This is a genomic window from Klebsiella sp. K47, from assembly GCF_051858335.1.
Classification (GTDB): Bacteria; Pseudomonadota; Gammaproteobacteria; order Enterobacterales; family Enterobacteriaceae; genus Klebsiella; species Klebsiella pneumoniae.
In genome coordinates this window covers 21,655-43,989 of record NZ_JBPYUI010000033.1, presented here as the reverse complement: position 1 = coordinate 43,989, position 22,335 = coordinate 21,655, and the positions used below count along the sequence as shown (strand labels likewise).

The following is a 22,335-nucleotide window of genomic DNA, read 5'->3' as shown; positions in this document are numbered from 1 at the left end:
TTATCGCCCGATCATCCCGCCGGCTCTGCCAGTGGTAAACGGTTCTGCTCTGCATGAGCAGTCCGCATCCCCGTCGGACACTGATACGGTAAGCCTCCCGCAGAAAATGCACCGCCTGACGCTTCTGAGCCGGCCTCAGAACTTTTTTGATAACTTCCTGCAGTATCTCCTTGTCCAGACTTAAATCGGCCACCAGACGTTTCAGACGCTGATTCTCTTCCTTAAGCTGGCGCAGGCGGCGCAGTTTTGTCACGCCCATGCCGCCAAACTTTTTCTTCCAGTTGTAAAATGTGGCTTCAGAAATGCCCATCTTTCTGCAGACTTCCTCCACCCAAGTGCCGGTTTCGGCCTGTTTCAGCGCATCATTCAGTTCGTCATAGCGCCAGGGATCGCAATGTGCAACAGAAAAGAGGTACTCTTCTGCTGCACGACTCATTGCTTCAGCCTGCTCGCGTTGATCGCTTTTATCCTGCTCATAAAGCGCAATCCAGACGGCCAGCGCAGATGGTTTCCGTGCAGGCACATCAACAGCATAAGGGTTTACTGGCTGCTTTCTGGTATTCCAGCTCCATGCCAGGGATGTGGAGTCAGGCATAACGCACCCGACGGGGCTTTTTTTCCCACCGCGTGGACAAGTATTCCCCAGACAGATGTGATAAATTTAAAAATATCACTGTTTATTTGACGCTGATGTCCGTTTGCAGCCCAATATGCTGGGGTGACGTTTGGCGTGCTGGAGCTGTATTATTCATGTCAGATTTTATTCTTGCCCGGGTGTCGCAAACCCTCGCTGCGGAACAGTCCCTGGAAACCCTGGTGCGCCAGCTGCTGGAGATGCTGGAGGCGGTGACGCGAATGGAGTCCACCTACCTCACCCGCATTGATACCAACGCCCAGCGGCAGCAGATCATGTTCGCCCACAACAGCAGCGAAATGCAGATCCCGGAAGGATTTTCCGTCCCCTGGGATGAATCCCTGTGCAAACGCGCCCTTGAGGATCAGTGTACGTTTAGCAATGACGTTGCCAACCGCTGGCACTCCTGCATCGCCGCCCAGGAGCTGGGAATCGCTACTTTTTTAAGCATTCCCGTCCGCCTGGCCGACGGCTCTCTGTTCGGCACCCTCTGCGCCACCAGCCGGCAACAACAGCCTTATAACCTCGAAGGCGAACAGGTCATGGGCCTGTTTGCGAAGCTCATTTCCCACTACGTGGAAAAAGACACCCTGGTGCAACAGCTGCAGGCGGCAAACGTCGCGCTGGAGCTGCACTCGTCTACCGATGAGCTCACCCAGCTTCCCAATCGCCGCGCGCTGTTTAAGCAGCTGGCGTTACGCTTTGCCTCCGCCCGCGCCCAGCAGCAGCAGGTCTCGCTTATTTTTATCGATCTCGATGGTTTCAAAGCCATTAACGATCGGTTCGGCCATCCGTGCGGCGACAGCTTTCTGGTGCAGGTCGGCAAACGACTCACCGCTGTCGCGCGCCGGGAAGATATCGTTGGCCGCCTTGGCGGCGATGAGTTTTTGATCGTCGGTAGCGCCCAGCAGCCTGCCGCACAGCAGGCGTATGTCACGTCTCTGCGTCAGGCTCTGTGCGGCGTCTACTTCCTCGGCGAACAGCGTATCGACTATGAGGGCGCTAGCTTCGGGGTGGTCACCTGCGATCCGCAGAGCATCGATGTTGAAGCGGCCTTACGCGCTGCCGATGAGGCGATGTACCAGGATAAGAAGTCCCGCCGCCAGGAGAATTTCATTCATATTGACTAAAGTACCGCGATATCCAGTATCATGCAGGGCATCATTCGTGGGTACAGGGACACAATCATGAAATTGGGTATTCTTTTCCCGGTGGCGATCTTTATCATCGCCGTCGTCTTTCTCGGCTGGTTTTTTGTCGGCGGCTATGCGGCGCCGGGTGGGGCATAATGAAAAAAAGCACCATTATCATGCTGGTCGTCGCCATCGTGGCGGTGGCCGGCACCCAGTTTGGCTGGTGGTGATCGCCGCGGCGATATTGCGGATTTATCCTATCCCATCAATAAGTTAACCCTTTACACTCACGTTATCCGCCGCGGCATTCTCGGCCCCGGGGAATAAGAATAGCGGGAGAAGTAAGGATGAAAAAACCGATCGTGTTACCGTTGATTATTGCGCTGTGCACGCTGTTATCGGGATGCATTATTGACGATGGATATCATCCCCATCGCCACCACCACCATCATCACTATCATGACGACGACTAATGCTTCACGCTGTTGATAAGCCGATAAGACAGGGCGAACCGCGGTTCGCCCGTTGACGCTTAATCCTGACGATCGGCGCCGAGGAAAATAAAGCCGAGGGGGATAGCGAAGAGCGCGGTAAAGACAATGCTGTAAACCGTCACCATCGCCCCCTGCAGGAAGAACATGGACGTCGTCCACTCTGAGTACGGCATATTGTACTCGCTCACCACGCCCCCGAAGGTCGCCCGCCCCACTACCGCCAGCGCGATAGCAAACACCACCGCGAGCGACAGACAGTATTTTTTGCAGTTTTTATTGCTGAGGAGTTTTTGCAGAATCATCGGGGCTTCCTTTTTGCTGAGCGATAAACGGCTGTATATGTAACACCAATGCAATAAAAAATGAAGGGTTTTTGTTACAGGGCAGAATAAGAGACGGCGGGCCGGTCAGCGGGTAACCGGCCCGTGGGGATCAGGACTGCAGGGTAGCCAGGCGCGCGGCGAACCCGACGAAAACCAGACCAATCAGGCTGTTGCCAAGTTTAGCCAGCTTCTTGCGGGTTTTGACGTAGCGGGTGACAAACGAGCCGGAGAGGATCAAAAAGCTCATATAGCAGAAGCTAATCACCTCGAGGGTCAGCGCCAGGATAAAGAACGCCACGCCGGGGGTTTTGGCGTTGACATCGATAAACTGCACGAAAAACGACACATAGAACAGAATCGCTTTCGGATTGGTCAGGCTCAGGGTCAGGGAGCGCTTGAGGATCGCGCTCGCCGGCTCCGCGCTGGCGTCGGACTGGCCGTCGCGCTGGGTCAGCACCGCATAGAGCATTTTGCCCCCGAGCCACAGCAGGTAAATTGCCCCGAGGTAGCGCACGACGTTAAACAACACCGGCGTGGTTTTAATCAGCGTCGCCACCCCGGCGAAGGCCAGAAACATCAGCACTGCGTCGCCAATAAAGACGCCCGCCGCCGCCAGATAGCCTTTCTTCACCCCGTGGGCAATGCCCGTTTTCAGCACGAAAAACGTATTAGGGCCAGGAACGAGGATGATAAACACCGCCCCGACCAGATAGGTTAAATAATTCAGAACACCAAACTCAGCGAACACTCTGCACTCCTTCGCGCACGACTAAAACATGATCCGGCTCACGTTACCCCAACTGTCGGGATTTTGAAAGCGCAGCCTGTGCGGGAAGGTTAATAGACGGAAGGTTCGCCCAGCGGTCGGGTTTTAAAACGACGGTGTACCCACAGATACTGCTCGGGAGCGCGCAGGATCTCGCGCTCAATAACCTTGTTGATATAGCCGGCGGCGATCTGCTTATCCTCACCCGGATAGTCATTCATCACCTCGCTGATATGCAGGCTATAGCCCCGGCGATCCAGCTTACGTACCATGCTGATGCTCAACATTTTCGCGCCCGATAAGCGGGACAGGACATAGGTGCCGTTGGTGGTCGCCGCCTGCGGGACGGAGAAAAAAGGTGCAAAGACGCTGCCCTTGGGACCGTAATCCTGATCGGGCGCGAACCACACCGCTTCACCGGATTTCAAGGCATGCACCAGACCGGTCAGGTTGTTACGATCGATCATCGCTTTGTTCGAACGCAGGCGACCGCGGGTTTGCACCCACTCCATCAGCGGGCTGTTGTGCGGCCGGTAGGTGGCCATCATTGGCCGACACAGCCCCATCGCGCGGCCGCCCAGCTCCAGCGACATAAAGTGCACGCCGACGACCATTACCCCTTTCCCACCGCTAAGCGCGTGATTAAGGTTGGCGAACCCCTCGACATCAAACCATTTTTTGACCCGCTCGTCGCTCCAGAACCAGGCCATGCCGGTTTCGATAAGCCCCATTCCCAGCGACATAAAGTTTTGATCGATCAGCGTCTCGCGCGCCGCTGGCGACATGTCCGGGAAGCAGAGTTCGATATTACGCCGGGCGATATGTTCGCGGCGTTTAAGAAAGCGACGGGAAAGGCGACCAGCGCTGGTGCCGATAAAATGCAGCAGCGGATAAGGCAGTTGCACGATTAACCAGAGGATGCCGAGCCCGAACCAGGTCAGCCAGTTACGCGGGTGTAAAAGTTGTTTATTAAATACGCAGGCCATGATTTTTCCTGTAAACATTAATTATGTGGTAACGCTTAAGGAAAACAGAATCCATTTATCATCATTAGGCGGTACGTACAGCAAGTTTGACAATACTAATCCGCTGAAATTCCCTCCGGCAAGTAAAAAACAGCAAGCTGACAAAAAAACATAATTGCGGCACATATGTTACTAAATGTAAACTTAAATCTTGAACCACGCTTAATATATTCATCATGCATATCATTTTCACGCTAATCATCAGCGTTACTAACGAAAACAACCGAAAGCTGCCGCAGTGTGGCCCTGGCCGCCGGTGGCAGGCGTCCGCTGAGCCGCGCGATCGGCGGCCTGACCACGTTGGGATGCATCGTAGTCTGGCAAAGCGAGTATTAAACGCGTCCCACTGCGAAATGCATCTTTTTTAATCCTTCAGCATAAGAAAGATTAAAACGACTTTAAGACAACAATTAAGAATAGACTTATTTAAACCTGCTTTTAAAATAAGCGCGGTGCATTGAAATACTGTGCCCTCCGGACAATAAAAAATATTTCTTTACGCCTCGTGGGAAACACAGGTGGAGTGAATGATGGGCAATCATCCGCCATCGATTTGCATGGAAGCCAGGTCATTGAGAAGAACGCACGGCGAGGGTGTGAACACCGCCCTCGCCGCAGAGGATCAGTAGGTATGGAAATATTGCTGAATCAGCTGCGGATCTTTAGTCTGCGTCAGCGCGGTCATCAGCAGTATACGCGCTTTTGCCGGGTTGAGGGAGTCGGCCACCAGCCCGGGCTGGCTGTCATCCGGCGGTACGACGCCGCTGCCGGTACGGGAGGCTCGCACCACCACGATGCCCGCCTGCTGCGCTTTTTTGATACCGGCGGCACTACGTACCGACACCGACCCCGCCCCGGTTCCGGCGTAGATAATACCGTCGGCATGATGGGCGATCGCCGCATCGTACATATACTCCGGATCGTCCTGGTAACCATAAATAATCACCACCTTCGGCAGAACCTTCAGCTGACGCACATCGAACACCGAGCGCAGCGTGTGAATTTTATCCACCCGCGTCTCGAACTGGGGTTTTCCGCCCACCACGACACCAAGATAGCCCTCCTCGGGCGCCCGGAAGGTATCCAGCGAAGTGGCATTAGTTTTGGTGACAAAGCGCGCCGCGCCGATGCGGTCGTTAAGCACCACCATTACCCCGCGTCCCCGGGCATCAGGATCGGCGGCGACCGTGACCGCTTCCAGCAGATTCATCGGCCCGTCGGCGCTGATCGCCGTCGCCGGGCGCATCGCCGCGGTAAAGACCACCGGCTTGTTGCTTTTCACCGTCAGATTGAGGAAATACGGGGTTTCATCCAGCGTGTCCGTGCCATGGGTGATCACCACGCCATCGACATCGTCCCGAGCCAATAGCGCATTCACCCGCTTCGAGAGCTGGAGAATAATATCGCTGGTCATATTCTCACTGCCAATATTGGCCACCTGCTCGCCCTCGACGTGAGCGATTTTACTCATTTCCGGCACGGCGTTAATCAGCGTCTGCACCCCAATCGCCCCGGCTTTATAGCCGGTTGTTTGGGTATTGCTGGCCGCCGAACCAGCAATCGTTCCGCCGGTGGCTAAAATAACAATATGCGGAAGACGCGTCTCGCTAAACGCCAGGCTGCTCATCGTCAATAACGCAATGGCAAGTAATGCTCTAAAATTCATACAGGTCACTCCCTTCATAGACATTAATCAAACTTACGCTTGCTTAATGCAAAGGGCTTGCCAGAATTCATTTCTTTTCTGGGGGGGAAATGGTTAACTATCAGACAATAATAAGGTTCTTAGGACGATATCGCCCAACTCTGGTGCACCACTGGATCTGAAACGGGCAGAGCTATGAACCAAAACATTCTGAGGATTTACCTGTTCAGCAACACACAACACGCATTGCGATCAGATTATCGACACTTCCGTCACCGGCGAGAGCATTTTTGCCCGCCAGGTCACGCGAACGGAGAACAGAGATGCGTATTGCCCTGAAGTCGGCCCTGATGCTGACCACCAGAGTCATCCAGATCATTAACCCTGAACTGCACCGGCATATGCAACGAACGGCCTTAATCGCCCTGACGCTGGCGCAAAGGCTGGAACTGCCTGACGAACGGCAGCAGACCATTTTTTGCGCCGCGCTGCTGCACGATATCGGCGTGCTGGGGGATAAACGCACCATTCATTCGCTGGATGCTATCGATAATATCCACGACCCGCATCAGCGCCAGGGTGTGGCGATGCTGGAGGGATTAGCGACCTTCCAGCCCATCGTTCCCTTTATTCGCGATCACCATTTTAGCCCGAACCACCGGGGCTCCCGCGAACAGCACATTGTCTATTTCGCTGATGCCTTTGAACGGCTGCTGCCGGCCGATAGCCACGTTGCCGCCTGGCCCACGCGGGCGGTGGTGGAACAGTTCGTCGCTTTGCATCGGGAGATCGATCCGCCGCTCTGCGATATCCTGTGCGAGGTCGCTGAAAATGCGAACTTCTGGCAGCACCTTCACCCTGGCCATATTCAGCGGCTGCTGGAGATTATTGGCCCCATCAACACGCGCTATCTGGATATTCACGGTCTGAAGGATGTCTGCCTGCTGATTGCCAAAATCGTCGACACCTACAGCAGCTTTACCGCCACCCATAGCATCATGGTGGGGGAAATCGCCCGCCAGCTTGCCCGCTGGATGCAGCTGCCGGAGCCCACCTGCCAGCAAATACAGATAGCCGGCTATCTACACGATATTGGCAAAGTCTATATCCCACTCTCCATTCTCGAAAAAGAGGGCGAGCTGGATGATGAGGAGCTGAGTCAGGTGCGGGAGCACAGCTACATGACCGGCGAACTTCTCAGCGACTATAGCGAGCTCGGCGACATCATTAACTGGGCCTCGAATCATCATGAAAAAATGGACGGCAGCGGCTACCCTCTGCATCTCGAAAAGGAGCACCTGACCCTCGCCGACCGGATTATCTCCATCGCCGATATTTTCACCGCGCTGACCGAAGATCGCCCTTATCGTAAAGGGATGGCCTGGCAGGAAGCCTTACAGATTATGGAAGCGGATGTTATAAATGGCGCTCTGGATAGCGATGTCTTCCTCGTTTTGCGCCACCATGCGGAAACGCTACACGCCATCATTCTTCAGACCCTTGCCCCTCTGCATAGCGAGCGCCGCCTCTGAAGCGGGCCGCCGTCGTGGCGGGGGCGGAGTTCTATAATCAAAACAGCTTCATCTGCATGCAAGGAAATTCACGGTGAGAATCGCCACCATCACTAACTGGGCTTACGGGATCACCGTTGGCCTGACGCTGGCTTCCGGGAGCGCTATGCTCATGGCCTCCAGCGCCGACCGCGTCGAACGCCAGGCGGTACAGCAGCGCCAGGTCTTTGATACCCTCTCCGACGAGGTGGAAAACGACGCCTGGGCGCTGTCTGACCTCGCCCGGCTGTACGTGATAAAGCCTTCGCCGGAGACGCTTACGCAATATCAGCAGCTGCAGCAGACCGACAAGAGCATAGAGCAGCGGCTGGGCGGCCTGAAAGATAACGGCGCCAGCCGCGAGGAGCTGGCGCTGCTCCAGGATGGCCTGCGGATCGCCAATGAGCTACAGGATGAACAGCAGGCGGCCCTGGCGCATGTCGCTCGCGGCGATGCGCCAGCGGCCATCGCGGTGCTGTACGGCACCGCGTACGAGACTGAACTGGAGCGCATGCAGACGCAGATCGATCGCTTCCGCCAGATGCTTGAGCATCGCGCCGCCGTCGCTATCGACCAGGCCACCGAGCGCTCGCGGATCTGGCGTACGCTGTCGGAAATCATGGTCGGCCTGACCGCCCTGATGTTTTTGTTCGTCCTCGGCTTCATTCTCAAACGCCGGGTGCTCTACCCGGTGGTTCGCCTGAGCGACGTGGTCCAGCGTCTCGCCTCCCAGGATTATGCGGTAGAGACGCCGCACTTTACCCAGGTGGATGAGATTGGTGACATGGCTCAGGCGATCCGCATTTTTCGCGAGAACGGCCTGGCCCGTCAGCGGCTGGAGCAGCAGCGCGACGCCGACTGGGCGATCCGCGAGCTGCTGGCGCGTATGACTCAGCGGCTGCAGGGCTGTGAAACCATTGAGGATGTGATTAAGGTGGCGGAGCGGTTTGCGCCAAATATCGCCCCGACGATCCCCGGTAAACTGTATGTTCTGGATACCGACCCCTGGCAGCTGCGCTGCGTAGCGCAGTGGCTGTCACCCGCCGGTGAGACGACGCCCTTTTCTCCCGACGACTGCTGGGCGATACGGCGGGGACTCAGCCATCCGCCGGTGCAGGGCGAGCCCGATATCACCTGCTATCATCTGCCGGAGACGCACGCCGGCCAGTCGCTCTGCGTACCGCTCATCGCCCAGGGCGAAGCCATTGGCCTGCTGACCTTCCAGAACGTTACCGCCGGTGACGCTCCTTCCCGGGCCTATCTCGAGCTGATGGCGGAAGCGTTGGGCCTGGCGCTGGCCAATCAGCGTTTGCGCAGCGCCCTGCTGGAAAAAGCGCTGTTCGATTCCCTGACCGGCCTGCGTAACCGCCATCATCTTGACGAAGCGCTGCATTCGCAGATGGCGCTGGCGGTCCATACCCATACTCCGCTGAGCTGTCTGATGATCGACATCGATCATTTTAAAACTATCAATGATCGCTATGGCCATGAGGCTGGGGATCTGGTGATTAAGAGCGTTGCGACCATTGTGCAGCGCGCGGTGCGCGATATCGGCATGGCTTTCCGCTACGGGGGCGAGGAGTTTTTAGTGCTGCTCCCCGGGATTGACGAAGCCGGGGCGCACCAGTGCGCCAGCGAGATCTACACCCAGGTGCGCAATATGACGCTGCGCGATGGTCTGACCGAGATAGGCCAGGTGGATGTGTCGATTGGCATCGCCAGCTACCCGCAGCACACCCAAAGCGATAGTCTGCTGCGCGCGGCGGATGCCGCGCTGTACCGGGCGAAAGAGCTGGGCCGTTCAAGGATTGTCAGCTTTGGCCGCCTGAAGACCAGCTAACCGGGACTATCGCTCAGCGGTATTAAGCAGCGAGATAACTTTCCTTACCACCGCCGAACGAATATGGCGGTGGTAAACCATGCTCAGCTCACTCTCCGCCAGCCGATCCTGGAGATCGATATACACCACGTTATCAAGGCGTAAGGCCCGCGCCGAGAGCGGAACCAACGCCACTCCCACCCCGGCGGAGACCAGGCTAATCATCGAGGTAACGTCGTTAATCCGCTGCGCCACCTGCGGCGTAAAGCCCGCGACGCGACAGGCATCCATAAAAACCTGCTCCAGTCCGGTGCCCTGCGGATCGTCAAGCGAGATCCAGTTGTCAGTGCGCAATGAGGCCAGATTAAGCGCGCCCACGCCGGCCAGCGGATGCTGTTGATAGAGCGCCAGGCAGAGCTTTTCACGTACAAACGGCCTGACCACCAGCGCGTCCGGCGGCGAGGCCAGCGGCGCGCGGATGATGGCGATATCCAGACGCAGATCCAACAGCGCTTCGTAGAGCATTTGCACATCCCCCTGCACCAGCGACAGCTCAATCCCCGGCCAGTCGGCGCGCAGCCGGCGCAGGAGCCCCGGCAGTTTACTGTCGTACATCGCGCTGGAGACATACCCCAAATGCAGCCTCCCCTGCTCGCCCCGCGCGGTGCGCTGGGCGTCCAGCACCGCCTGATCGGCCATTTCCAGCGCCAGCCGCGTCTTGTGTAAAAAGGCCTCGCCCGCGGCGGTCAGAGTCAGACGGCGGTTAGCGCGGGAAAAGAGCACCACGCCCAGGCGCTGCTCAAGCTGCTTAATCTGCTGACTGAGGGCGGGCTGGGCGATATGTAACCGCTCCGCCGCCCGGTGCATATGCAACTCTTCGGCAACGACCACAAAATGGCGTAACGCTCGCAGGGACATGGTCGGACTCCTCCCTACAAATTGATAAGAAAAAGCTTATCAATAAAGCATAAATGATGCAATTGATAACCATTAGCCTGCGAAGCATACTGTGCGCATCGATACGCTAAGGAGAACATCATGACCGCACCGATTCAGGATCTGCGCGACGCCATCGCGCTGCTGCAACAGCATGACAATCAGTATCTCGAAACCGATCATCCGGTTGACCCTAACGCCGAGCTGGCCGGTGTTTATCGCCATATCGGTGCGGGCGGCACCGTGAAGCGCCCCACCCGCATCGGGCCGGCGATGATGTTTAACAATATTAAGGGTTATCCACACTCGCGCATTCTGGTGGGTATGCACGCCAGCCGCCAGCGGGCCGCGCTGCTGCTGGGCTGCGAAGCCTCGCAGCTGGCCCTTGAAGTGGGTAAGGCAGTGAAAAAACCGGTCGCGCCGGTGGTCGTCCCGGCCAGCAGCGCCCCCTGCCAGGAACAGATCTTTCTGGCCGACGATCCGGATTTTGATTTGCGCACCCTGCTTCCGGCGCCCACCAACACCCCTATCGACGCCGGCCCCTTCTTCTGCCTGGGCCTGGCGCTGGCCAGCGATCCCGACGACGCCTCGCTGACCGACGTCACCATCCACCGCTTGTGCGTCCAGGGCCGGGATGAGCTGTCGATGTTTCTTGCCGCCGGCCGCCATATCGAAGTGTTTCGCCAGAAGGCCGAGGCCGCAGGCAAACCGCTGCCGATAACCATCAATATGGGTCTCGATCCGGCCATCTATATTGGCGCCTGCTTCGAAGCCCCTACCACGCCGTTCGGCTATAACGAGCTGGGCGTCGCCGGCGCGCTGCGTCAACGTCCGGTGGAGCTGGTTCAGGGCGTCAGCGTCCCGGAGAAAGCCATCGCCCGCGCCGAGATCGTTATCGAAGGTGAGCTGTTGCCTGGCGTGCGCGTCAGAGAGGATCAGCACACCAATAGCGGTCACGCGATGCCGGAATTTCCTGGCTACTGCGGCGGCGCTAATCCGTCGCTGCCGGTAATCAAAGTCAAAGCAGTGACCATGCGAAACAATGCGATTCTGCAGACCCTGGTGGGACCGGGGGAAGAGCATACCACCCTCGCCGGCCTGCCAACGGAAGCCAGTATCTGGAATGCCGTCGAGGCCGCCATTCCGGGCTTTTTACAAAATGTCTACGCCCACACCGCGGGTGGCGGTAAGTTCCTCGGGATCCTGCAGGTGAAAAAACGTCAACCCGCCGATGAAGGCCGGCAGGGGCAGGCCGCGCTGCTGGCGCTGGCGACCTATTCCGAGCTAAAAAATATTATTCTGGTTGATGAAGATGTCGACATCTTTGACAGCGACGATATCCTGTGGGCGATGACCACCCGCATGCAGGGGGACGTCAGCATTACGACAATCCCCGGCATTCGCGGTCACCAGCTGGATCCGTCCCAGACGCCGGAATACAGCCCGTCGATCCGTGGAAATGGCATCAGCTGCAAGACCATTTTTGACTGCACGGTCCCCTGGGCGCTGAAATCGCACTTTGAGCGCGCGCCGTTTGCCGACGTCGATCCGCGCCCGTTTGCACCGGAGTATTTCGCCCGGCTGGAAAAAAACCAGGGTAGCGCAAAATAAGCAATAGCCGCCGGTAAACGGCGGCATTTTTCCATGCCGCGCGATCCTGAGCGGATGGCGCAGGCAGGATTAATTGATCGCAGCGGCGAGATCTTTTTTCACCAGCTCGCGCAGCTCAGAAATCAGCACCTGGCTTACGTCGAAATGGCGATCGGGGCGTTACGCATGGGGGTATTTACAGGGAATGATCCTTCATAAAAAAGAGAGGCGCTTATCACTGCGCTAATAAAGACTATCAGTAGCAAAGGGGGAATTTAAAACTGGAAAATAAAAGAATAGCAGGTAACCGAAACCAGCCCCCGGTCGACCCTCAACCGCAAAGAAAAATATATTCTTCCTTCCAGTAGCGGCCCTGACCTATGATGTCCCCGGCAGAAGTGATTAACCGTTTTTGCTTTTCGGTTTCGATACCCTCAACGATCACATGGCCGGTCAGGGTATGAATAGACTGCAACAGACCGGGCAAAGCGGGGTCGTTTTCTTTATCCCAGAAGTAATCCTTATCCACTTTGACGCAATCGAAGCGGAATCTCTCCAGCAGCGGGAAGGAGGTTCGCCCGCGACCAAAATCATCCAGCCAGACCGGACAAAGCGCCGCCAGCGTGCTTAGCGCCGTCAGCTCGCGGCCGGCGATAAACTCATGAAAATTCTCATTTATCTCCAAAGCAATATGCTTACACGAGCGCAGAAAATCGCAGAGATAGCGGTCCGTCAGAATAAAATGGCTTAATAAATCATCGATATTGAGCGAGATCGGCTTATTATCGACCAGGGAAAAATCAAATACGGAAAGCAACTCGATTTGTCGGGTAAATAGTGCAAGCTTATCGCTTTCGGTAAGCGTGGAGAAAGAAAACGCGGGCGCTGAGGCGTTATTTCGTGCGGGTGCTATAATATCTTTAGTGAGCAATTCCCACGAGTGGCAGCTGCCATCATCGCTAATAGCAGGCTCCAGTACGAAGCGATAGGAGGTATTTTTCGCGTTTTCTTCAACCATTTAAAAAATACCAAAAATAAGAAAGGGTTAAAGCATGTCATATATTTCCCGCCAACAAAAATAGTTTAAAATGATCGATAAGAAACATTCGATAGCTAAAAACTATCAACATATAATTTATTGATCGGTAAAGTGAATTAATATAAATTAGCCACCGCTGTCGCATGCGTTTAGACAACAATTAAAATATTGTTTCAAACCAGCCAGTTACATGACGAGCCGCATCCAGTCGTAGCCACATTACGCTTTTCCCCGGCGGCAAAAAAAAGCGTGGTGTAATAAAAATCAAAAATACAAGCCGCCAGTTTTCGTCCTTTCGTATGCCAAAAGATGAATAATCTCTGACCCAACGCAACCGCTTGCCGATAATAAAAACGCGGCCCCGGTCAACGAAACGTCATACTTTACCGCTACCTTGCTGGCAGAACAGGCGCAGCGGATAAAGGGCAGTGAAAAGAAAATACATGGTTCCACTGGCGCTAATGCTCCTCATGCTCATCGCCAGCGCATGGCTGGAACCGGCCCCGCGGCCTGTCGCCAGAGGGCTGTGCGTCTGGTTCGACGGGGCAATGGTCAACTGTCTGCAGAGGCAACGGCTGGGCGAAAGGTTGCCGACTCACTCGCTGGCCAGGCGGTAAACGGGCACTCGTCGGGTGGTATTGAACAAATTGTCGCTGACCTCCACCTCCGTCGTGACAATCGCCATACCGGACCGGCGCAACTGCGCGATGTCCGCCGCCACTCGCTGACTGCCGAACCAGAACAGGGCGTCGAGAGCGGTGACCGGCAGGCCGGCGTTCAGCGCCTGGCGGAGCCGCTCCCGGGCCGGCTTTATCTCCCGGGCAATCTGCTGGTACGGGGCCGCCGTCAGCCCGGTTGCATCGACGCGACGAATGCGGTTTGCCAGGCGGTAATGAAAGGCTTCCGGTACAGCCTGTAAATCCTGTTTCAAACTATAGACGCAGCCGTAACGTTTGCCGTTGAAAACGGCGGCTTTACGGCTAAGCTGCAACGTCTCGCGAACATCGGCGATTAGCTGCGGCGCGCGCACCAGCAGCAGGCGAAAAGGCAGCTCGAAGCTGGTGACATAGTCGACGTTCAGTAACGCAATGCGCAGGCGCTCCTCTGCCCCGGCCCGCAGCTGACGACACTCCAGGTATACTTCGCGCCACTGCTCCCGGAGCCGTGGCGTCTCACCGGCTTCGGTAAACTGGTATTTTTCAATATCGTAATCAATTCTCCCGGCCACCGCGCATTCCTTTCTGAATCAGTCCGCGGGTTATATTATCATCCTCCGACGCCGTCCCCTATGCCCAACGCCGCTGTCGTTGTCGATTATTTACGATAAAGATAACGGGTGATGATCACATCAAGAACAAACAGCAGGAAGATAACGCTGCTTAACCATAATAAGCCTGCGAATAAATCAAGTAATTGCATCGTTGTTCCCTCGCCGTTGGCCCTAAAAAAGACGCTCCATCACCATAAAGTAGTTAACAACCACCTTACCAGCCACAGAATAAAATTATTTAGCACGATGCCATCCCGAGCCCGGACAGATTCATTTTATTGTCATTAATTTGTCATCAAAAAATGTCTATCATCAACCGGCGCCGCAGGGTCGTCTCTGCCGTCATGGTATGGCGGACAACGCGTCGCCACGCGGTTTAACAACACGGAATAACCTCGCCCTGCCTCATTCTTACTGTCATTGCATAATTTTATACCAGGCACGTTTGTCATCCTGCTGAATAATCCGTAAAAGCGCCGTAAGCAATAAAACCCCTGCAGATTGGTTTACCATGGAGAAATAAGATGCCTAGCGAAAAAGCCCGCAGCCTTGACCATTTCTATGAATTACTGGCGACAGGACAACACCCGAAGATTGAACTCGATTTTGATGTCGCCGCGGACGATTTTTTTAAAATCGCCACCGAGTTTGGCGATATTGGCGCGAGGATCACCCGGGTTAACGAACGATTTATTATTAAGATCAAGCCGCCGAAGGCATAAACACCCGGCCAGAGTCGTTGCAGCAGATCACCGGTTTGTGCGCATCCCTCTCGGTCATCCCTGACCGGACGGCGCGACGCGCCGGCAAATCCTCACCTGCCGGCGCGAATCAGGCTCAGTGATAGCCCTCGCTGCCGGAGACTTTGCCGCGAAAGACGTAGTAGCTCCAGGCGGTATACATCAGGATCACCGGGATAATGAGCAGCGCGCCCGGCAGCATAAATACCTGGCTGGACGGCGGCGCAGCGGCATCCCACAGAGAGATATGCGGTGGGATAATGTTCGGCCAGACGCTGATCCCCAGCCCGCTGAAGCCGAGGAAAATCAGGCCCAGCGTCAGGATAAATGGGCGGGCATGGCTGGCGGGGCGCGCGCTCAGGCGCCAGATCCACAGGCTCAGAGCCAACACCAGAATCGGCACCGGCACGAACCAGAAGAAATTGGGCAGCGTAAACCAGCGTTCCGCCACGTAGCGCCAGCCCAACGGCGTCCAGACGCTGACCACCGCGATCACCACCATCAGCGCCAGCAGTACCTTGCGGGTCAGCTCGCGCATCCGCTGCTGCAGCGCGCCTTCGCTTTTCATAATCAACCACGTGGTGCCCAGCAGCAGATAGGCCACCACCAGCCCCAGACCGCAGAACAGATTGAAAGGGGTAAGCCAGTCCAGCGTCGAACCGGCGAAGCGGCGGTCAGCCACCGCAAAGCCGTTGATAAACGCGCCGACGACAATCCCCTGGCTGAAGGTCGCCAACAGCGAGCCGCCGGCAAAGGCATAGTCCCAGAAGATGCGATGCGAGGGAACCGCTTTAAAACGAAATTCAAAGGCCACGCCGCGAAAAATCAGGCCGATGAGCATCGCCGTCAGCGGGATAACCAGCGCATCGGTGATCACCGCATAGGCCAGCGGAAAGGCGCCGAACAGCCCTGCCCCGCCGAGCACCAGCCAGGTTTCGTTACCATCCCAGACGGGGGCGACGCTGTTGACCATCACATCGCGCTCTTCGCCATCATGCACCACGCTGAACAGCATCCCAATACCTAAATCGAAACCATCCATCACGATATACATCAGCGTGGCGAAGACAATGATGACAAACCAAATCACCGAGATATCGATGCTCATGATGCGTTCTCCTCATCACGCACCGGCTCAGCCGCTGAGAGCGGACGCGCCGGGGTGCCTGCGGTTTGCGAGGTCAGCTCCGTCACCGGCTGCGGCCCTTTTTTGATAAGCCGGAAAATATAGTAATACCCCACGCCAAACACGGCGCAGTAAACCACGAAAAATACCAGCAGGCTGATGGCCATCTGCAGGGTGCTGTGCAACGACACCGCATCCCGCGTGCGCAACAACCCATATATCACCCACGGCTGGCGGCCCATCTCGGTGGTCACCCACCCGGCGACCAGGGCAATAAGACCGGCGGGCCCCATACAGAGCGCAAACCACTGGAAGGGACGCGAGTGGTACAGCCGCCGCCGATAGCGCAGCCAGGCGCTGCAGATCCCTAAGGCGATCATCAACACGCCCATCCCGACCATGATGCGAAACGACCAGAAGACGGCGGGCGAATAGGGTCGGTCCTCTTTCGGGAAGTCTTTCAGGGCCGGCACCTGCTTATGCAGGCTGTGGGTAAGGATCAGGCTACCGAGAGCGGGGATCTCAAGACCATAGCGGGTCCGCTCCTGCTCCATGTCCGGCAGGCCAAACAGCAGCAGCGGCGTGGCCTCGCCGGGGCGATTTTCCCAGTGCCCTTCGATGGCCGCGATCTTCGCCGGCTGATGCTCAAGAGTGTTAAGACCATGCATATCCCCCACCACCGCCTGGATCGGCGCCACCAGTAGCGCCATCCACATCGCCATCGACAGCATTTTGCGGATGGCCGGCGAGTCGTTGCCGCGCAGAAGATGCCACGCGGCAGAGGCCCCGACGAACATGGCGCTGCTGAGAAACGCGGCTATCGCCATATGGAACAAGCGATACGGAAAAGAGGGGTTAAAGATAATCGCCAGCCAGTCCTGCGGGATGAGATGGCCATTTTCGATGATAAAACCCTGCGGCGTCTGCATCCAGCTATTGGAGGCAAGGATCCAGAAGGTAGAAACCAACGTGCCAAGCGCCACCATGCACGTGGTAAAAAAATGCAGCGCTGGCGGCACTTTATTCCAGCCAAACAGCATCACACCGAGGAATCCCGCTTCAAGGAAGAAGGCGGTCAGCACTTCGTACAGCAGCAGCGGGCCGGTAATACTGCCAGCGAACTGGGAAAATCCGCTCCAGTTGGTGCCGAACTGATAGGACATGACTAATCCGGAGACTACGCCCATGCCAAAATTGACGGCAAAGATTTTCAGCCAGAAATTGTAGAGTGAACGCCAGACATTATCCCGGGTTCGCAGCCACATCCCCTCAAGCACCACAAGGTAGCTGGCAAGGCCGATGGTGATGGCCGGAAAGAGGATATGGAAGGATACGGTAAAGGCGAATTGCAATCGGGCCAGATGAAACGCGTCGAATTCAAACATATTCCACACCCATCATTGTGAATCGCCCCGGCCGCAGCCGGGGCTCATGCGAACATCACTTAGCTGATGATGAAGTGTTTTGCTTCCCGGCGCCGAGTTCGGCGCCGGTCAAAGGATCGCCCTGCGGGTCAGACTGCGTTCGCTTCAGCATCGCTTTGCACAGCGCTTCCTGCTCTGGCGTCAGGCCGACAGAAGCACTGCCATCTCCGCCATCTACGCCCGGCTGTGGATCCTTGACATAATCGAAGTGTTTGTCACTGTTCCAGCTGCCGCGTACTTCTCCACCTTCAGACATATTGTAGTAGGTGTTAGCGTACTCGCTAATGGGCGGCAGTTTGCCCGGTGGATAGTTGTTGCGAATCGACTGCAGGGCCTTCTCAAAAGAGAGCTGATGCGCCGCTTCGCGGGTCATCAGGAAGGCCAGCGCGTCTTTCACGCCAGGATCGTCGGTCACGTTGATCAGGCGTTCATAGACGATCTTCGCCCTCGCCTCCGCCGCGACATTCGACCGCAGGTCGGCGGTGGGTTCGCCGATAGTATCAATGTAGGCCGCCGTCCACGGCACGCCCGCCGAGTTGGTCAGCGGGGTACCGCCGCCGTACAGCAGGGATGTAATATGGCTGTCATTGCCGTTGGCGGTGAGCGAACGATAGAGTTCCGCTTCGCTCTCGGTGCCCTCCGCCAGGGCTCCTTTGGCGCCTTTATTCAGCATGCCGACCAAAGTGCCAATGATCTCCAGATGGCTCAACTCCTCTGTCGCGATATCCATCAGCATATCTTTGCGGCCGGGATCGTCATCGCTTAATCCCTGGGTGAAATAACGACACGCGGCGGCCAGCTCGCCCTGAGGGCCGCCAAACTGTTCGAGCAGTAAATTCGCGAGCCCCGGATTCGGTTCAGCAACGCGTACGGTATACTGCAGTTGTTTCACATGACGAAACATAGGCCTGCCTCCTGGGTTATTTTTTCGCTTCTACGCCGTCAGCATCTGAACGCAGGAGAAACTGCTCCGTAGTCTGAGGAATATGTTTAATCAGCCAGTCGGCCATTTCCCGCTCTTCCGCCAGGATGGCTTCGATGGCTGGGATGGAGGCGGTATCGCCCGCTTTTTCAGCGGCCGCCAGCAGAGAGGTATAGCAGGCGATTTCAAACTGCTCGAAAACGTACCCGCTGATCGAGCCTTTGACGATTTCATCGGAAGGAAACATCCCGCCGATGGACTGGCCGAGAGCCGCCATTTTACTCATCGAATCTTTAATCACCGAGCGCGAAATCTCATTGCGGTCGAGGATCTCTTCCAGCACGGTAATTTGCCGTTTGGTCTCGTTAACATGCTGTTCGATTCTGGCACGGAGATCCGGATAATTATCGATACGGCCAGCCATTGATTCCAGCATGGACTCTGCCTGTTTTTCCATGGCATGCGCATCTCGTAGCCAGTCATGGTAATGTTCAACGTGATTCATCGTGATTTCCTCGTGTCAGGGAGAGTTTATTTTTCCGCTTTCTTATTAATATTACCTACCGCCAGATCGGTTAATTTCACATCGGTTTGTTTTTCTTCTTCCAGGGTTTCGGCAAGCAGTTTGGCTGCTTTTTTATAGCCCAACTGCTCTGCCAGGGTGACCAGAGTACCGTAACTGGCAATTTCGTAATGCTCGACCTTTTGCGCAGCGGCAATTAATGCAGCATCACGTACCTCATTTTTTTCCGTGCTCTCAACGACTTCATTAGCTTCTTCGATTAATCCTTCCATGGCCACGCATTTCATGCGTTTGATTTTCAGGTTGGATTCCTGTTCAATAATCTGGTCGATACGTTCGATCTGGCCCTGGGTTTCTTCAAGATGAGCATTGAACGCCGCGCTGAGTTTTTCACTGGACGCCGCTCTGGCTAGTTTAGCCAGCCCGCGGGTTAATTGTTTCTCTGCGCTGTAGGTATCTGAGAGCAGGTGAATAAATACATCTTCAATGCTTTTCATATTCATAGAAATACCTTCTGGAGTCAGAAAATAACTGCGAGTCTGTGACAGACTCGCAGGAGATACTTTCACTTCAGGGTGCAAGGAAAAGGATAATCAGGAATTATCGGACTTGCGGCCACCGCCGTGGCTATTCTGTCCGCCTTTTTTACCCGCTTCGGACGCACGCTGCGGATCATTTTTAAAGTTCCCGCCGCTGTGCTGACCACCTTTACGACCTGCTTCAGAAGCTTTTTCACGGTCTTCAGCAAAATTACCGGAACCACCACGATGCTCTGCCATATTTCACCTCATGTATATCGGTTATGTCAGTACGATACGAAAATATTCCGTATCACTCGTCGTTCGATATTTAAATCTAGCGGGTAATGCTGGTTAGTCAAATTATTATTCCGTTTTTTCGACACCTTTTAGCAGTAATTCGGAATAATTCTACAAGACACCTGAAAAATAACCAGACGGCACCTTGCCGCTAACTCACTGTGTTCAGGGAAATAATGTATGCAGATCACCTCTGCGGCAAAGAATTATCTATACCGGAGGATTACTACCGTTGGGTTATATAACGAAGCGGCAGCATTGCCCTTTGCCAGACGGAAATTCAGAATTTTCCCTGGTTTTACGGATAAAAAAAAGCCGCTGGGGAAGCGGCTAGCAAACAAAATGGAGCGAATATCATGCCCGATTAATACTGGCACACATAAGGGCAATAGGCAAATAACTCGAACAGACCGGCCGGGAAATAATCGAAGCGTGGAATATATTCAGCTCCTGGAATATCACGCAGTTCCATTATTAGTACTCTACGCTTTATTTTTTACGATGATTTATCGGTGACGATAGCAGCCGTTCACCAGGCCGAAGAACCGCATGCTGTCAACCTTTCTCTCGAGGAGAATATTCTATGAAAGCACTCACTTATCACGGCCCGCATCATGTCAGCGTCGACACCATGCCTGACCCGGCTCTTGAGGCAGCGGACGATATTATTCTGCGCGTCACCGCGACAGCGATTTGCGGTTCCGATCTGCATCTGTACCGCGGAAAGATCCCCGGCACGCACCATGGTGATATTTTCGGCCATGAATTTATGGGGGAAGTGGTGGAAGCCGGTTCCGAGGTCACCGCGGTCCGCAAAGGCGACCGGGTGGTTATCCCGTTTGTCATCGCCTGCGGAGACTGCTTCTTTTGTCGCTTGCAGCAGTATGCCGCCTGCGAAAGCACCAATAGCGGCCAGGGCGCGACGCTCAATCGAAAAGGCATTTCGCCACCGGCGGCGCTGTTTGGCTATAGCGATTTGTACGGCGGGATCCCGGGCGGCCAGGCGGAATATGTACGGGTCCCCAAAGCCAATACCGGACCGTTTAAAGTGCCAGACACCTTACCCGATGAAAAGGTGCTGTTTCTGTCAGATATTCTGCCCACCGCCTGGCAGGCGGTTAAAAACGCCGAGGTCAAACCCGGCAGTAGCGTGGCTATTTTTGGCGCCGGCCCGGTAGGCCTGCTCTGCGCCTCCTGCGCCAGGCTCAATGGCGCAGAACAGATATTTATCATCGATCATAACGATTACCGACTCGATTTCGCGCAACAACGCTATGGCGCGATCCCGATAAACTTTGACCACCATGACGATCCTGCGCAGTGGATTATCGATAACACGCTGGGCCATCGCGGCGTCGACGCGGTGATCGACGCCGTGGGCTTCGAGGCGAAAGGTAGCCTTACGGAAACCGTCCTCAGCACCCTGAAAATCGAGGGGAGCAGCGGAAAAGCCCTGCGCCAGTGCATCGCCGCCGTGCGCCGCGGCGGCATCGTCAGCGTACCCGGGGTTTACGCCGGTTTCATCCACGGCTTTATGTTTGGCGATGCCTTTGATAAAGGACTGACCTTCAGGATGGGACAAACCCACGTCCACGCCTGGCTGCCGGATCTGCTGGCGCTTATTGAGCAAGGGCTGCTTACCCCGGAGGAGATTGTCACTCACCATATGCCGCTGGAGGAGGCCGCGCGCGGCTATCAGATTTTTGAGAAACGTGAAGAGGCGTGCCGCAAAGTGATCCTCGTACCGGGAATGCAGCCCGGGAAGGCGACCCTCTGAGAAGGCGATTACCGCGCAAGGAAATTCTCGGCGGACCGATCGCGGCATGATATAAACATAGCGTGCTTTGGCCCGCCGTCGCTGATATAGCCGTTCACCAGAGGAGAAGTTGATGCTCGAGTTACGTCCGAATTGCGAATGCTGTGATAAAGATCTGCCGCCAGACTCACCCGAGGCGTTTATCTGCTCGTTCGAGTGCACCTTTTGCCGGGACTGCATGACGACGCGACTGAACGGACATTGCCCGAACTGCGGCGGCGAACTGGTGCGGCGCCCTGTGCGTCCCGAAGAGGCGCTGCGGCGCCACCCCGCCTCCACCCTGCGCCGCCATGCACAGTAGGCGAGACGCAGGTCTCCCGGCTAAGGTAAAAATCCACGCCCGAGGAGAGCGCGGAGCCTGAAGGCGTGACCGGTGGCAGACAACGTGCTCTTTCGATTATTGCCCGGCGGCGCTTCGCTAGTCCGGGCGAGCGTTTCCGGGTTCATATTCTGCATGTCAGTAAAACGTCTTCCCCGCCCGTACTGCCCGTCGGCGATCGCTTTCATCGATAGCCGCAGCCGTCAGGGTTTATCCCCCCACATCGCGATTTCACTAAAACTCAGCCAGCCCTGTGCGCTCAGGCTGCCGTATCGCATGGCTGGCGTTCTTTTTTATTCACCATCGCAATAACGCCTGGGAGCATTTCCGTTGCAATCGTTGATCTCCTGCCAGGCATATTTCGCTGCACACCGAAGCTTCCTGCTCTGACCGTCAGTAGACTGCAGGGAAATTCACCACGGA

General features: G+C 55.8%; 28 protein-coding genes. 12 read left to right on the top strand and 16 right to left on the bottom strand.

Annotation, left to right across the window (positions count from 1 at the left end):
• On the bottom strand, nucleotides 1-436 hold a 436-nt coding region (locus tag RRF55_RS23875; RefSeq protein WP_439419180.1), incomplete at its 3' end, for a transposase.
• 314 nt (nucleotides 437-750) lie between these two features.
• Here RRF55_RS23875 and RRF55_RS23870 point away from each other — a divergent pair.
• The 4 genes from RRF55_RS23870 to RRF55_RS23855 all read left to right on the top strand — a co-directional run bounded on the left by RRF55_RS23870 (nucleotide 751) and on the right by RRF55_RS23855 (nucleotide 2,240).
• Nucleotides 751-1,764, top strand: coding sequence for a sensor domain-containing diguanylate cyclase (locus tag RRF55_RS23870; protein WP_004176549.1), 1,014 nt, complete (start codon nucleotides 751-753; stop codon nucleotides 1,762-1,764).
• 57 nt (nucleotides 1,765-1,821) lie between these two features.
• Nucleotides 1,822-1,923, top strand: coding sequence for a YoaK family small membrane protein (locus RRF55_RS23865; RefSeq protein WP_004150782.1), 102 nt, complete (start codon nucleotides 1,822-1,824; stop codon nucleotides 1,921-1,923).
• The gene (yoaJ, locus tag RRF55_RS23860) at nucleotides 1,923-1,997 is read left to right on the top strand and encodes a protein YoaJ (protein ID WP_004213093.1); all 75 of its coding nucleotides are present in this window, start codon (nucleotides 1,923-1,925) and stop codon (nucleotides 1,995-1,997) included. Before RRF55_RS23865 ends, yoaJ begins: the two co-directional genes overlap by 1 nt.
• 117 nt (nucleotides 1,998-2,114) lie before the next feature.
• Nucleotides 2,115-2,240 (top strand): hypothetical protein, encoded by a 126-nt coding sequence (locus tag RRF55_RS23855; protein WP_004140488.1) that lies wholly within the window; start codon nucleotides 2,115-2,117, stop codon nucleotides 2,238-2,240.
• A 59-nt stretch (nucleotides 2,241-2,299) separates the two neighbouring features.
• On the opposite strand, the gene RRF55_RS23850 is transcribed toward RRF55_RS23855, so the two are convergent.
• From RRF55_RS23850 to fraE, 4 genes are all read right to left on the bottom strand, one after another.
• Nucleotides 2,300-2,563: a DUF2534 family protein gene (locus RRF55_RS23850; protein ID WP_004140489.1), complete on the bottom strand. Its 264-nt coding sequence runs from the start codon at nucleotides 2,561-2,563 to the stop codon at nucleotides 2,300-2,302.
• A 130-nt stretch (nucleotides 2,564-2,693) separates the two neighbouring features.
• Nucleotides 2,694-3,332 (bottom strand): leucine efflux protein LeuE, encoded by a 639-nt coding sequence (leuE, locus tag RRF55_RS23845; RefSeq protein ID WP_004150783.1) that lies wholly within the window; start codon nucleotides 3,330-3,332, stop codon nucleotides 2,694-2,696.
• 89 nt (nucleotides 3,333-3,421) lie between these two features.
• A complete protein-coding gene (gene lpxP, locus RRF55_RS23840) occupies nucleotides 3,422-4,336 on the bottom strand; it encodes a kdo(2)-lipid IV(A) palmitoleoyltransferase (RefSeq protein WP_004148038.1) in 915 nt (304 codons plus the stop codon).
• Nucleotides 4,337-4,997: 661 nt separating this feature from the next.
• Nucleotides 4,998-6,041 carry a fructose-asparagine asparaginase gene (gene fraE, locus RRF55_RS23835; RefSeq protein ID WP_004150784.1) on the bottom strand — a complete coding sequence of 348 codons (1,044 nt, stop codon included), beginning with the start codon at nucleotides 6,039-6,041 and terminating at the stop codon, nucleotides 4,998-5,000.
• 302 nt (nucleotides 6,042-6,343) lie between these two features.
• On the opposite strand from fraE, the gene RRF55_RS23830 reads away from it, so the two are divergent.
• Entirely contained in the window at nucleotides 6,344-7,552 is a 1,209-nt protein-coding gene (locus tag RRF55_RS23830; RefSeq protein ID WP_004140494.1) for an HD-GYP domain-containing protein, read from the top strand.
• 73 nt (nucleotides 7,553-7,625) lie between these two features.
• On the top strand, nucleotides 7,626-9,410 hold the full coding sequence (locus RRF55_RS23825) for a sensor domain-containing diguanylate cyclase (protein WP_032414790.1): 1,785 nt from the start codon (nucleotides 7,626-7,628) through the stop codon (nucleotides 9,408-9,410).
• 6 nt (nucleotides 9,411-9,416) lie between these two features.
• On the opposite strand, the gene RRF55_RS23820 is transcribed toward RRF55_RS23825, so the two are convergent.
• Entirely contained in the window at nucleotides 9,417-10,307 is an 891-nt protein-coding gene (locus tag RRF55_RS23820; protein WP_004150788.1) for a LysR substrate-binding domain-containing protein, read from the bottom strand.
• Between the two features lie 120 nt (nucleotides 10,308-10,427).
• Between RRF55_RS23820 and RRF55_RS23815 the strand changes: the two genes are divergently transcribed.
• Both RRF55_RS23815 and RRF55_RS23810 read left to right on the top strand, forming a co-directional pair.
• Complete coding sequence (locus RRF55_RS23815) at nucleotides 10,428-11,936, top strand: UbiD family decarboxylase (protein WP_004140497.1); 1,509 nt, start codon at nucleotides 10,428-10,430, stop codon at nucleotides 11,934-11,936.
• A 33-nt stretch (nucleotides 11,937-11,969) separates the two neighbouring features.
• The gene (locus RRF55_RS23810; protein WP_020804938.1) at nucleotides 11,970-12,134 is read left to right on the top strand and encodes a hypothetical protein; all 165 of its coding nucleotides are present in this window, start codon (nucleotides 11,970-11,972) and stop codon (nucleotides 12,132-12,134) included.
• Nucleotides 12,135-12,246: 112 nt separating this feature from the next.
• On the opposite strand, the gene RRF55_RS23805 is transcribed toward RRF55_RS23810, so the two are convergent.
• The 3 genes from RRF55_RS23805 to RRF55_RS23795 form a co-directional block, all read right to left on the bottom strand.
• On the bottom strand, nucleotides 12,247-12,933 hold the full coding sequence (locus RRF55_RS23805) for a KPN_01159 family EAL domain c-di-GMP phosphodiesterase (RefSeq protein ID WP_004150790.1): 687 nt from the start codon (nucleotides 12,931-12,933) through the stop codon (nucleotides 12,247-12,249).
• Nucleotides 12,934-13,330: 397 nt separating this feature from the next.
• Nucleotides 13,331-13,510 carry a hypothetical protein gene (locus RRF55_RS23800; RefSeq protein ID WP_004140501.1) on the bottom strand — a complete coding sequence of 60 codons (180 nt, stop codon included), beginning with the start codon at nucleotides 13,508-13,510 and terminating at the stop codon, nucleotides 13,331-13,333.
• A 39-nt stretch (nucleotides 13,511-13,549) separates the two neighbouring features.
• The gene (locus tag RRF55_RS23795; RefSeq protein WP_004150791.1) at nucleotides 13,550-14,182 is read right to left on the bottom strand and encodes a helix-turn-helix domain-containing protein; all 633 of its coding nucleotides are present in this window, start codon (nucleotides 14,180-14,182) and stop codon (nucleotides 13,550-13,552) included.
• Between the two features lie 566 nt (nucleotides 14,183-14,748).
• Here RRF55_RS23795 and RRF55_RS23790 point away from each other — a divergent pair.
• On the top strand, nucleotides 14,749-14,946 hold the full coding sequence (locus RRF55_RS23790; RefSeq protein ID WP_004140506.1) for a hypothetical protein: 198 nt from the start codon (nucleotides 14,749-14,751) through the stop codon (nucleotides 14,944-14,946).
• Between the two features lie 115 nt (nucleotides 14,947-15,061).
• Here RRF55_RS23790 and cydB read toward each other — a convergent pair whose 3' ends face one another.
• From cydB to RRF55_RS23760, 6 genes are all read right to left on the bottom strand, one after another.
• Nucleotides 15,062-16,072, bottom strand: a complete 1,011-nt coding sequence (gene cydB, locus RRF55_RS23785; protein ID WP_004183659.1) for a cytochrome d ubiquinol oxidase subunit II — start codon at nucleotides 16,070-16,072, stop codon at nucleotides 15,062-15,064.
• Nucleotides 16,069-17,475, bottom strand: coding sequence for a cytochrome ubiquinol oxidase subunit I (locus tag RRF55_RS23780; protein WP_048983197.1), 1,407 nt, complete (start codon nucleotides 17,473-17,475; stop codon nucleotides 16,069-16,071). Before RRF55_RS23780 ends, cydB begins: the two co-directional genes overlap by 4 nt.
• Nucleotides 17,476-17,530: 55 nt before the next feature.
• On the bottom strand, nucleotides 17,531-18,418 hold the full coding sequence (locus RRF55_RS23775; RefSeq protein ID WP_004179357.1) for a manganese catalase family protein: 888 nt from the start codon (nucleotides 18,416-18,418) through the stop codon (nucleotides 17,531-17,533).
• A gap of 16 nt (nucleotides 18,419-18,434) precedes the next feature.
• Nucleotides 18,435-18,941 (bottom strand): ferritin-like domain-containing protein, encoded by a 507-nt coding sequence (locus RRF55_RS23770; RefSeq protein WP_004140514.1) that lies wholly within the window; start codon nucleotides 18,939-18,941, stop codon nucleotides 18,435-18,437.
• A 26-nt stretch (nucleotides 18,942-18,967) separates the two neighbouring features.
• Nucleotides 18,968-19,462: a YciE/YciF ferroxidase family protein gene (locus RRF55_RS23765; RefSeq protein ID WP_004148027.1), complete on the bottom strand. Its 495-nt coding sequence runs from the start codon at nucleotides 19,460-19,462 to the stop codon at nucleotides 18,968-18,970.
• A 90-nt stretch (nucleotides 19,463-19,552) separates the two neighbouring features.
• Nucleotides 19,553-19,738 carry a general stress protein gene (locus tag RRF55_RS23760; protein ID WP_004150795.1) on the bottom strand — a complete coding sequence of 62 codons (186 nt, stop codon included), beginning with the start codon at nucleotides 19,736-19,738 and terminating at the stop codon, nucleotides 19,553-19,555.
• Nucleotides 19,739-20,360: 622 nt separating this feature from the next.
• Here RRF55_RS23760 and RRF55_RS23755 point away from each other — a divergent pair.
• Nucleotides 20,361-21,554: a zinc-dependent alcohol dehydrogenase gene (locus RRF55_RS23755; protein ID WP_023286245.1), complete on the top strand. Its 1,194-nt coding sequence runs from the start codon at nucleotides 20,361-20,363 to the stop codon at nucleotides 21,552-21,554.
• Nucleotides 21,555-21,666: 112 nt separating this feature from the next.
• Nucleotides 21,667-21,894: a DUF1272 domain-containing protein gene (locus RRF55_RS23750; protein WP_004140530.1), complete on the top strand. Its 228-nt coding sequence runs from the start codon at nucleotides 21,667-21,669 to the stop codon at nucleotides 21,892-21,894.
• Nucleotides 21,895-21,914: 20 nt separating this feature from the next.
• On the opposite strand, the gene RRF55_RS23745 is transcribed toward RRF55_RS23750, so the two are convergent.
• Nucleotides 21,915-22,100 carry a hypothetical protein gene (locus RRF55_RS23745; RefSeq protein ID WP_040244743.1) on the bottom strand — a complete coding sequence of 62 codons (186 nt, stop codon included), beginning with the start codon at nucleotides 22,098-22,100 and terminating at the stop codon, nucleotides 21,915-21,917.
• Here RRF55_RS23745 and RRF55_RS23740 point away from each other — a divergent pair.
• Nucleotides 22,048-22,224 carry a hypothetical protein gene (locus RRF55_RS23740; protein ID WP_032415655.1) on the top strand — a complete coding sequence of 59 codons (177 nt, stop codon included), beginning with the start codon at nucleotides 22,048-22,050 and terminating at the stop codon, nucleotides 22,222-22,224. The genes RRF55_RS23745 and RRF55_RS23740 overlap by 53 nt on opposite strands.
• The last annotated feature ends 111 nt before the right edge of the window (nucleotides 22,225-22,335 follow it).

Bases quoted from the DNA above. Each gene is read 5' to 3' on its own strand.
- RRF55_RS23780 (WP_048983197.1), bottom strand. From the start codon at position 17,475: ATGTTTGAATTCGACGCGTTTCATCTGGCCCGATTGCAATTCGCCTTT.
- RRF55_RS23830 (WP_004140494.1), top strand. From the start codon at position 6,344: ATGCGTATTGCCCTGAAGTCGGCCCTGATGCTGACCACCAGAGTCATC.
- RRF55_RS23760 (WP_004150795.1), bottom strand. From the start codon at position 19,738: ATGGCAGAGCATCGTGGTGGTTCCGGTAATTTTGCTGAAGACCGTGAA.
- fraE (WP_004150784.1), bottom strand. From the start codon at position 6,041: ATGAATTTTAGAGCATTACTTGCCATTGCGTTATTGACGATGAGCAGC.
- RRF55_RS23740 (WP_032415655.1), top strand. From the start codon at position 22,048: ATGTCAGTAAAACGTCTTCCCCGCCCGTACTGCCCGTCGGCGATCGCT.
- RRF55_RS23810 (WP_020804938.1), top strand. From the start codon at position 11,970: ATGCCGCGCGATCCTGAGCGGATGGCGCAGGCAGGATTAATTGATCGC.
- RRF55_RS23865 (WP_004150782.1), top strand. From the start codon at position 1,822: ATGAAATTGGGTATTCTTTTCCCGGTGGCGATCTTTATCATCGCCGTC.
- RRF55_RS23745 (WP_040244743.1), bottom strand. From the start codon at position 22,100: ATGAAAGCGATCGCCGACGGGCAGTACGGGCGGGGAAGACGTTTTACT.
- RRF55_RS23750 (WP_004140530.1), top strand. From the start codon at position 21,667: ATGCTCGAGTTACGTCCGAATTGCGAATGCTGTGATAAAGATCTGCCG.
- RRF55_RS23820 (WP_004150788.1), bottom strand. From the start codon at position 10,307: ATGTCCCTGCGAGCGTTACGCCATTTTGTGGTCGTTGCCGAAGAGTTG.
- RRF55_RS23870 (WP_004176549.1), top strand. From the start codon at position 751: ATGTCAGATTTTATTCTTGCCCGGGTGTCGCAAACCCTCGCTGCGGAA.
- RRF55_RS23850 (WP_004140489.1), bottom strand. From the start codon at position 2,563: ATGATTCTGCAAAAACTCCTCAGCAATAAAAACTGCAAAAAATACTGT.
- RRF55_RS23805 (WP_004150790.1), bottom strand. From the start codon at position 12,933: ATGGTTGAAGAAAACGCGAAAAATACCTCCTATCGCTTCGTACTGGAG.
- RRF55_RS23815 (WP_004140497.1), top strand. From the start codon at position 10,428: ATGACCGCACCGATTCAGGATCTGCGCGACGCCATCGCGCTGCTGCAA.
- lpxP (WP_004148038.1), bottom strand. From the start codon at position 4,336: ATGGCCTGCGTATTTAATAAACAACTTTTACACCCGCGTAACTGGCTG.
- cydB (WP_004183659.1), bottom strand. From the start codon at position 16,072: ATGAGCATCGATATCTCGGTGATTTGGTTTGTCATCATTGTCTTCGCC.
- RRF55_RS23790 (WP_004140506.1), top strand. From the start codon at position 14,749: ATGCCTAGCGAAAAAGCCCGCAGCCTTGACCATTTCTATGAATTACTG.
- RRF55_RS23775 (WP_004179357.1), bottom strand. From the start codon at position 18,418: ATGTTTCGTCATGTGAAACAACTGCAGTATACCGTACGCGTTGCTGAA.
- RRF55_RS23765 (WP_004148027.1), bottom strand. From the start codon at position 19,462: ATGAATATGAAAAGCATTGAAGATGTATTTATTCACCTGCTCTCAGAT.
- RRF55_RS23855 (WP_004140488.1), top strand. From the start codon at position 2,115: ATGAAAAAACCGATCGTGTTACCGTTGATTATTGCGCTGTGCACGCTG.
- RRF55_RS23770 (WP_004140514.1), bottom strand. From the start codon at position 18,941: ATGAATCACGTTGAACATTACCATGACTGGCTACGAGATGCGCATGCC.
- RRF55_RS23755 (WP_023286245.1), top strand. From the start codon at position 20,361: ATGAAAGCACTCACTTATCACGGCCCGCATCATGTCAGCGTCGACACC.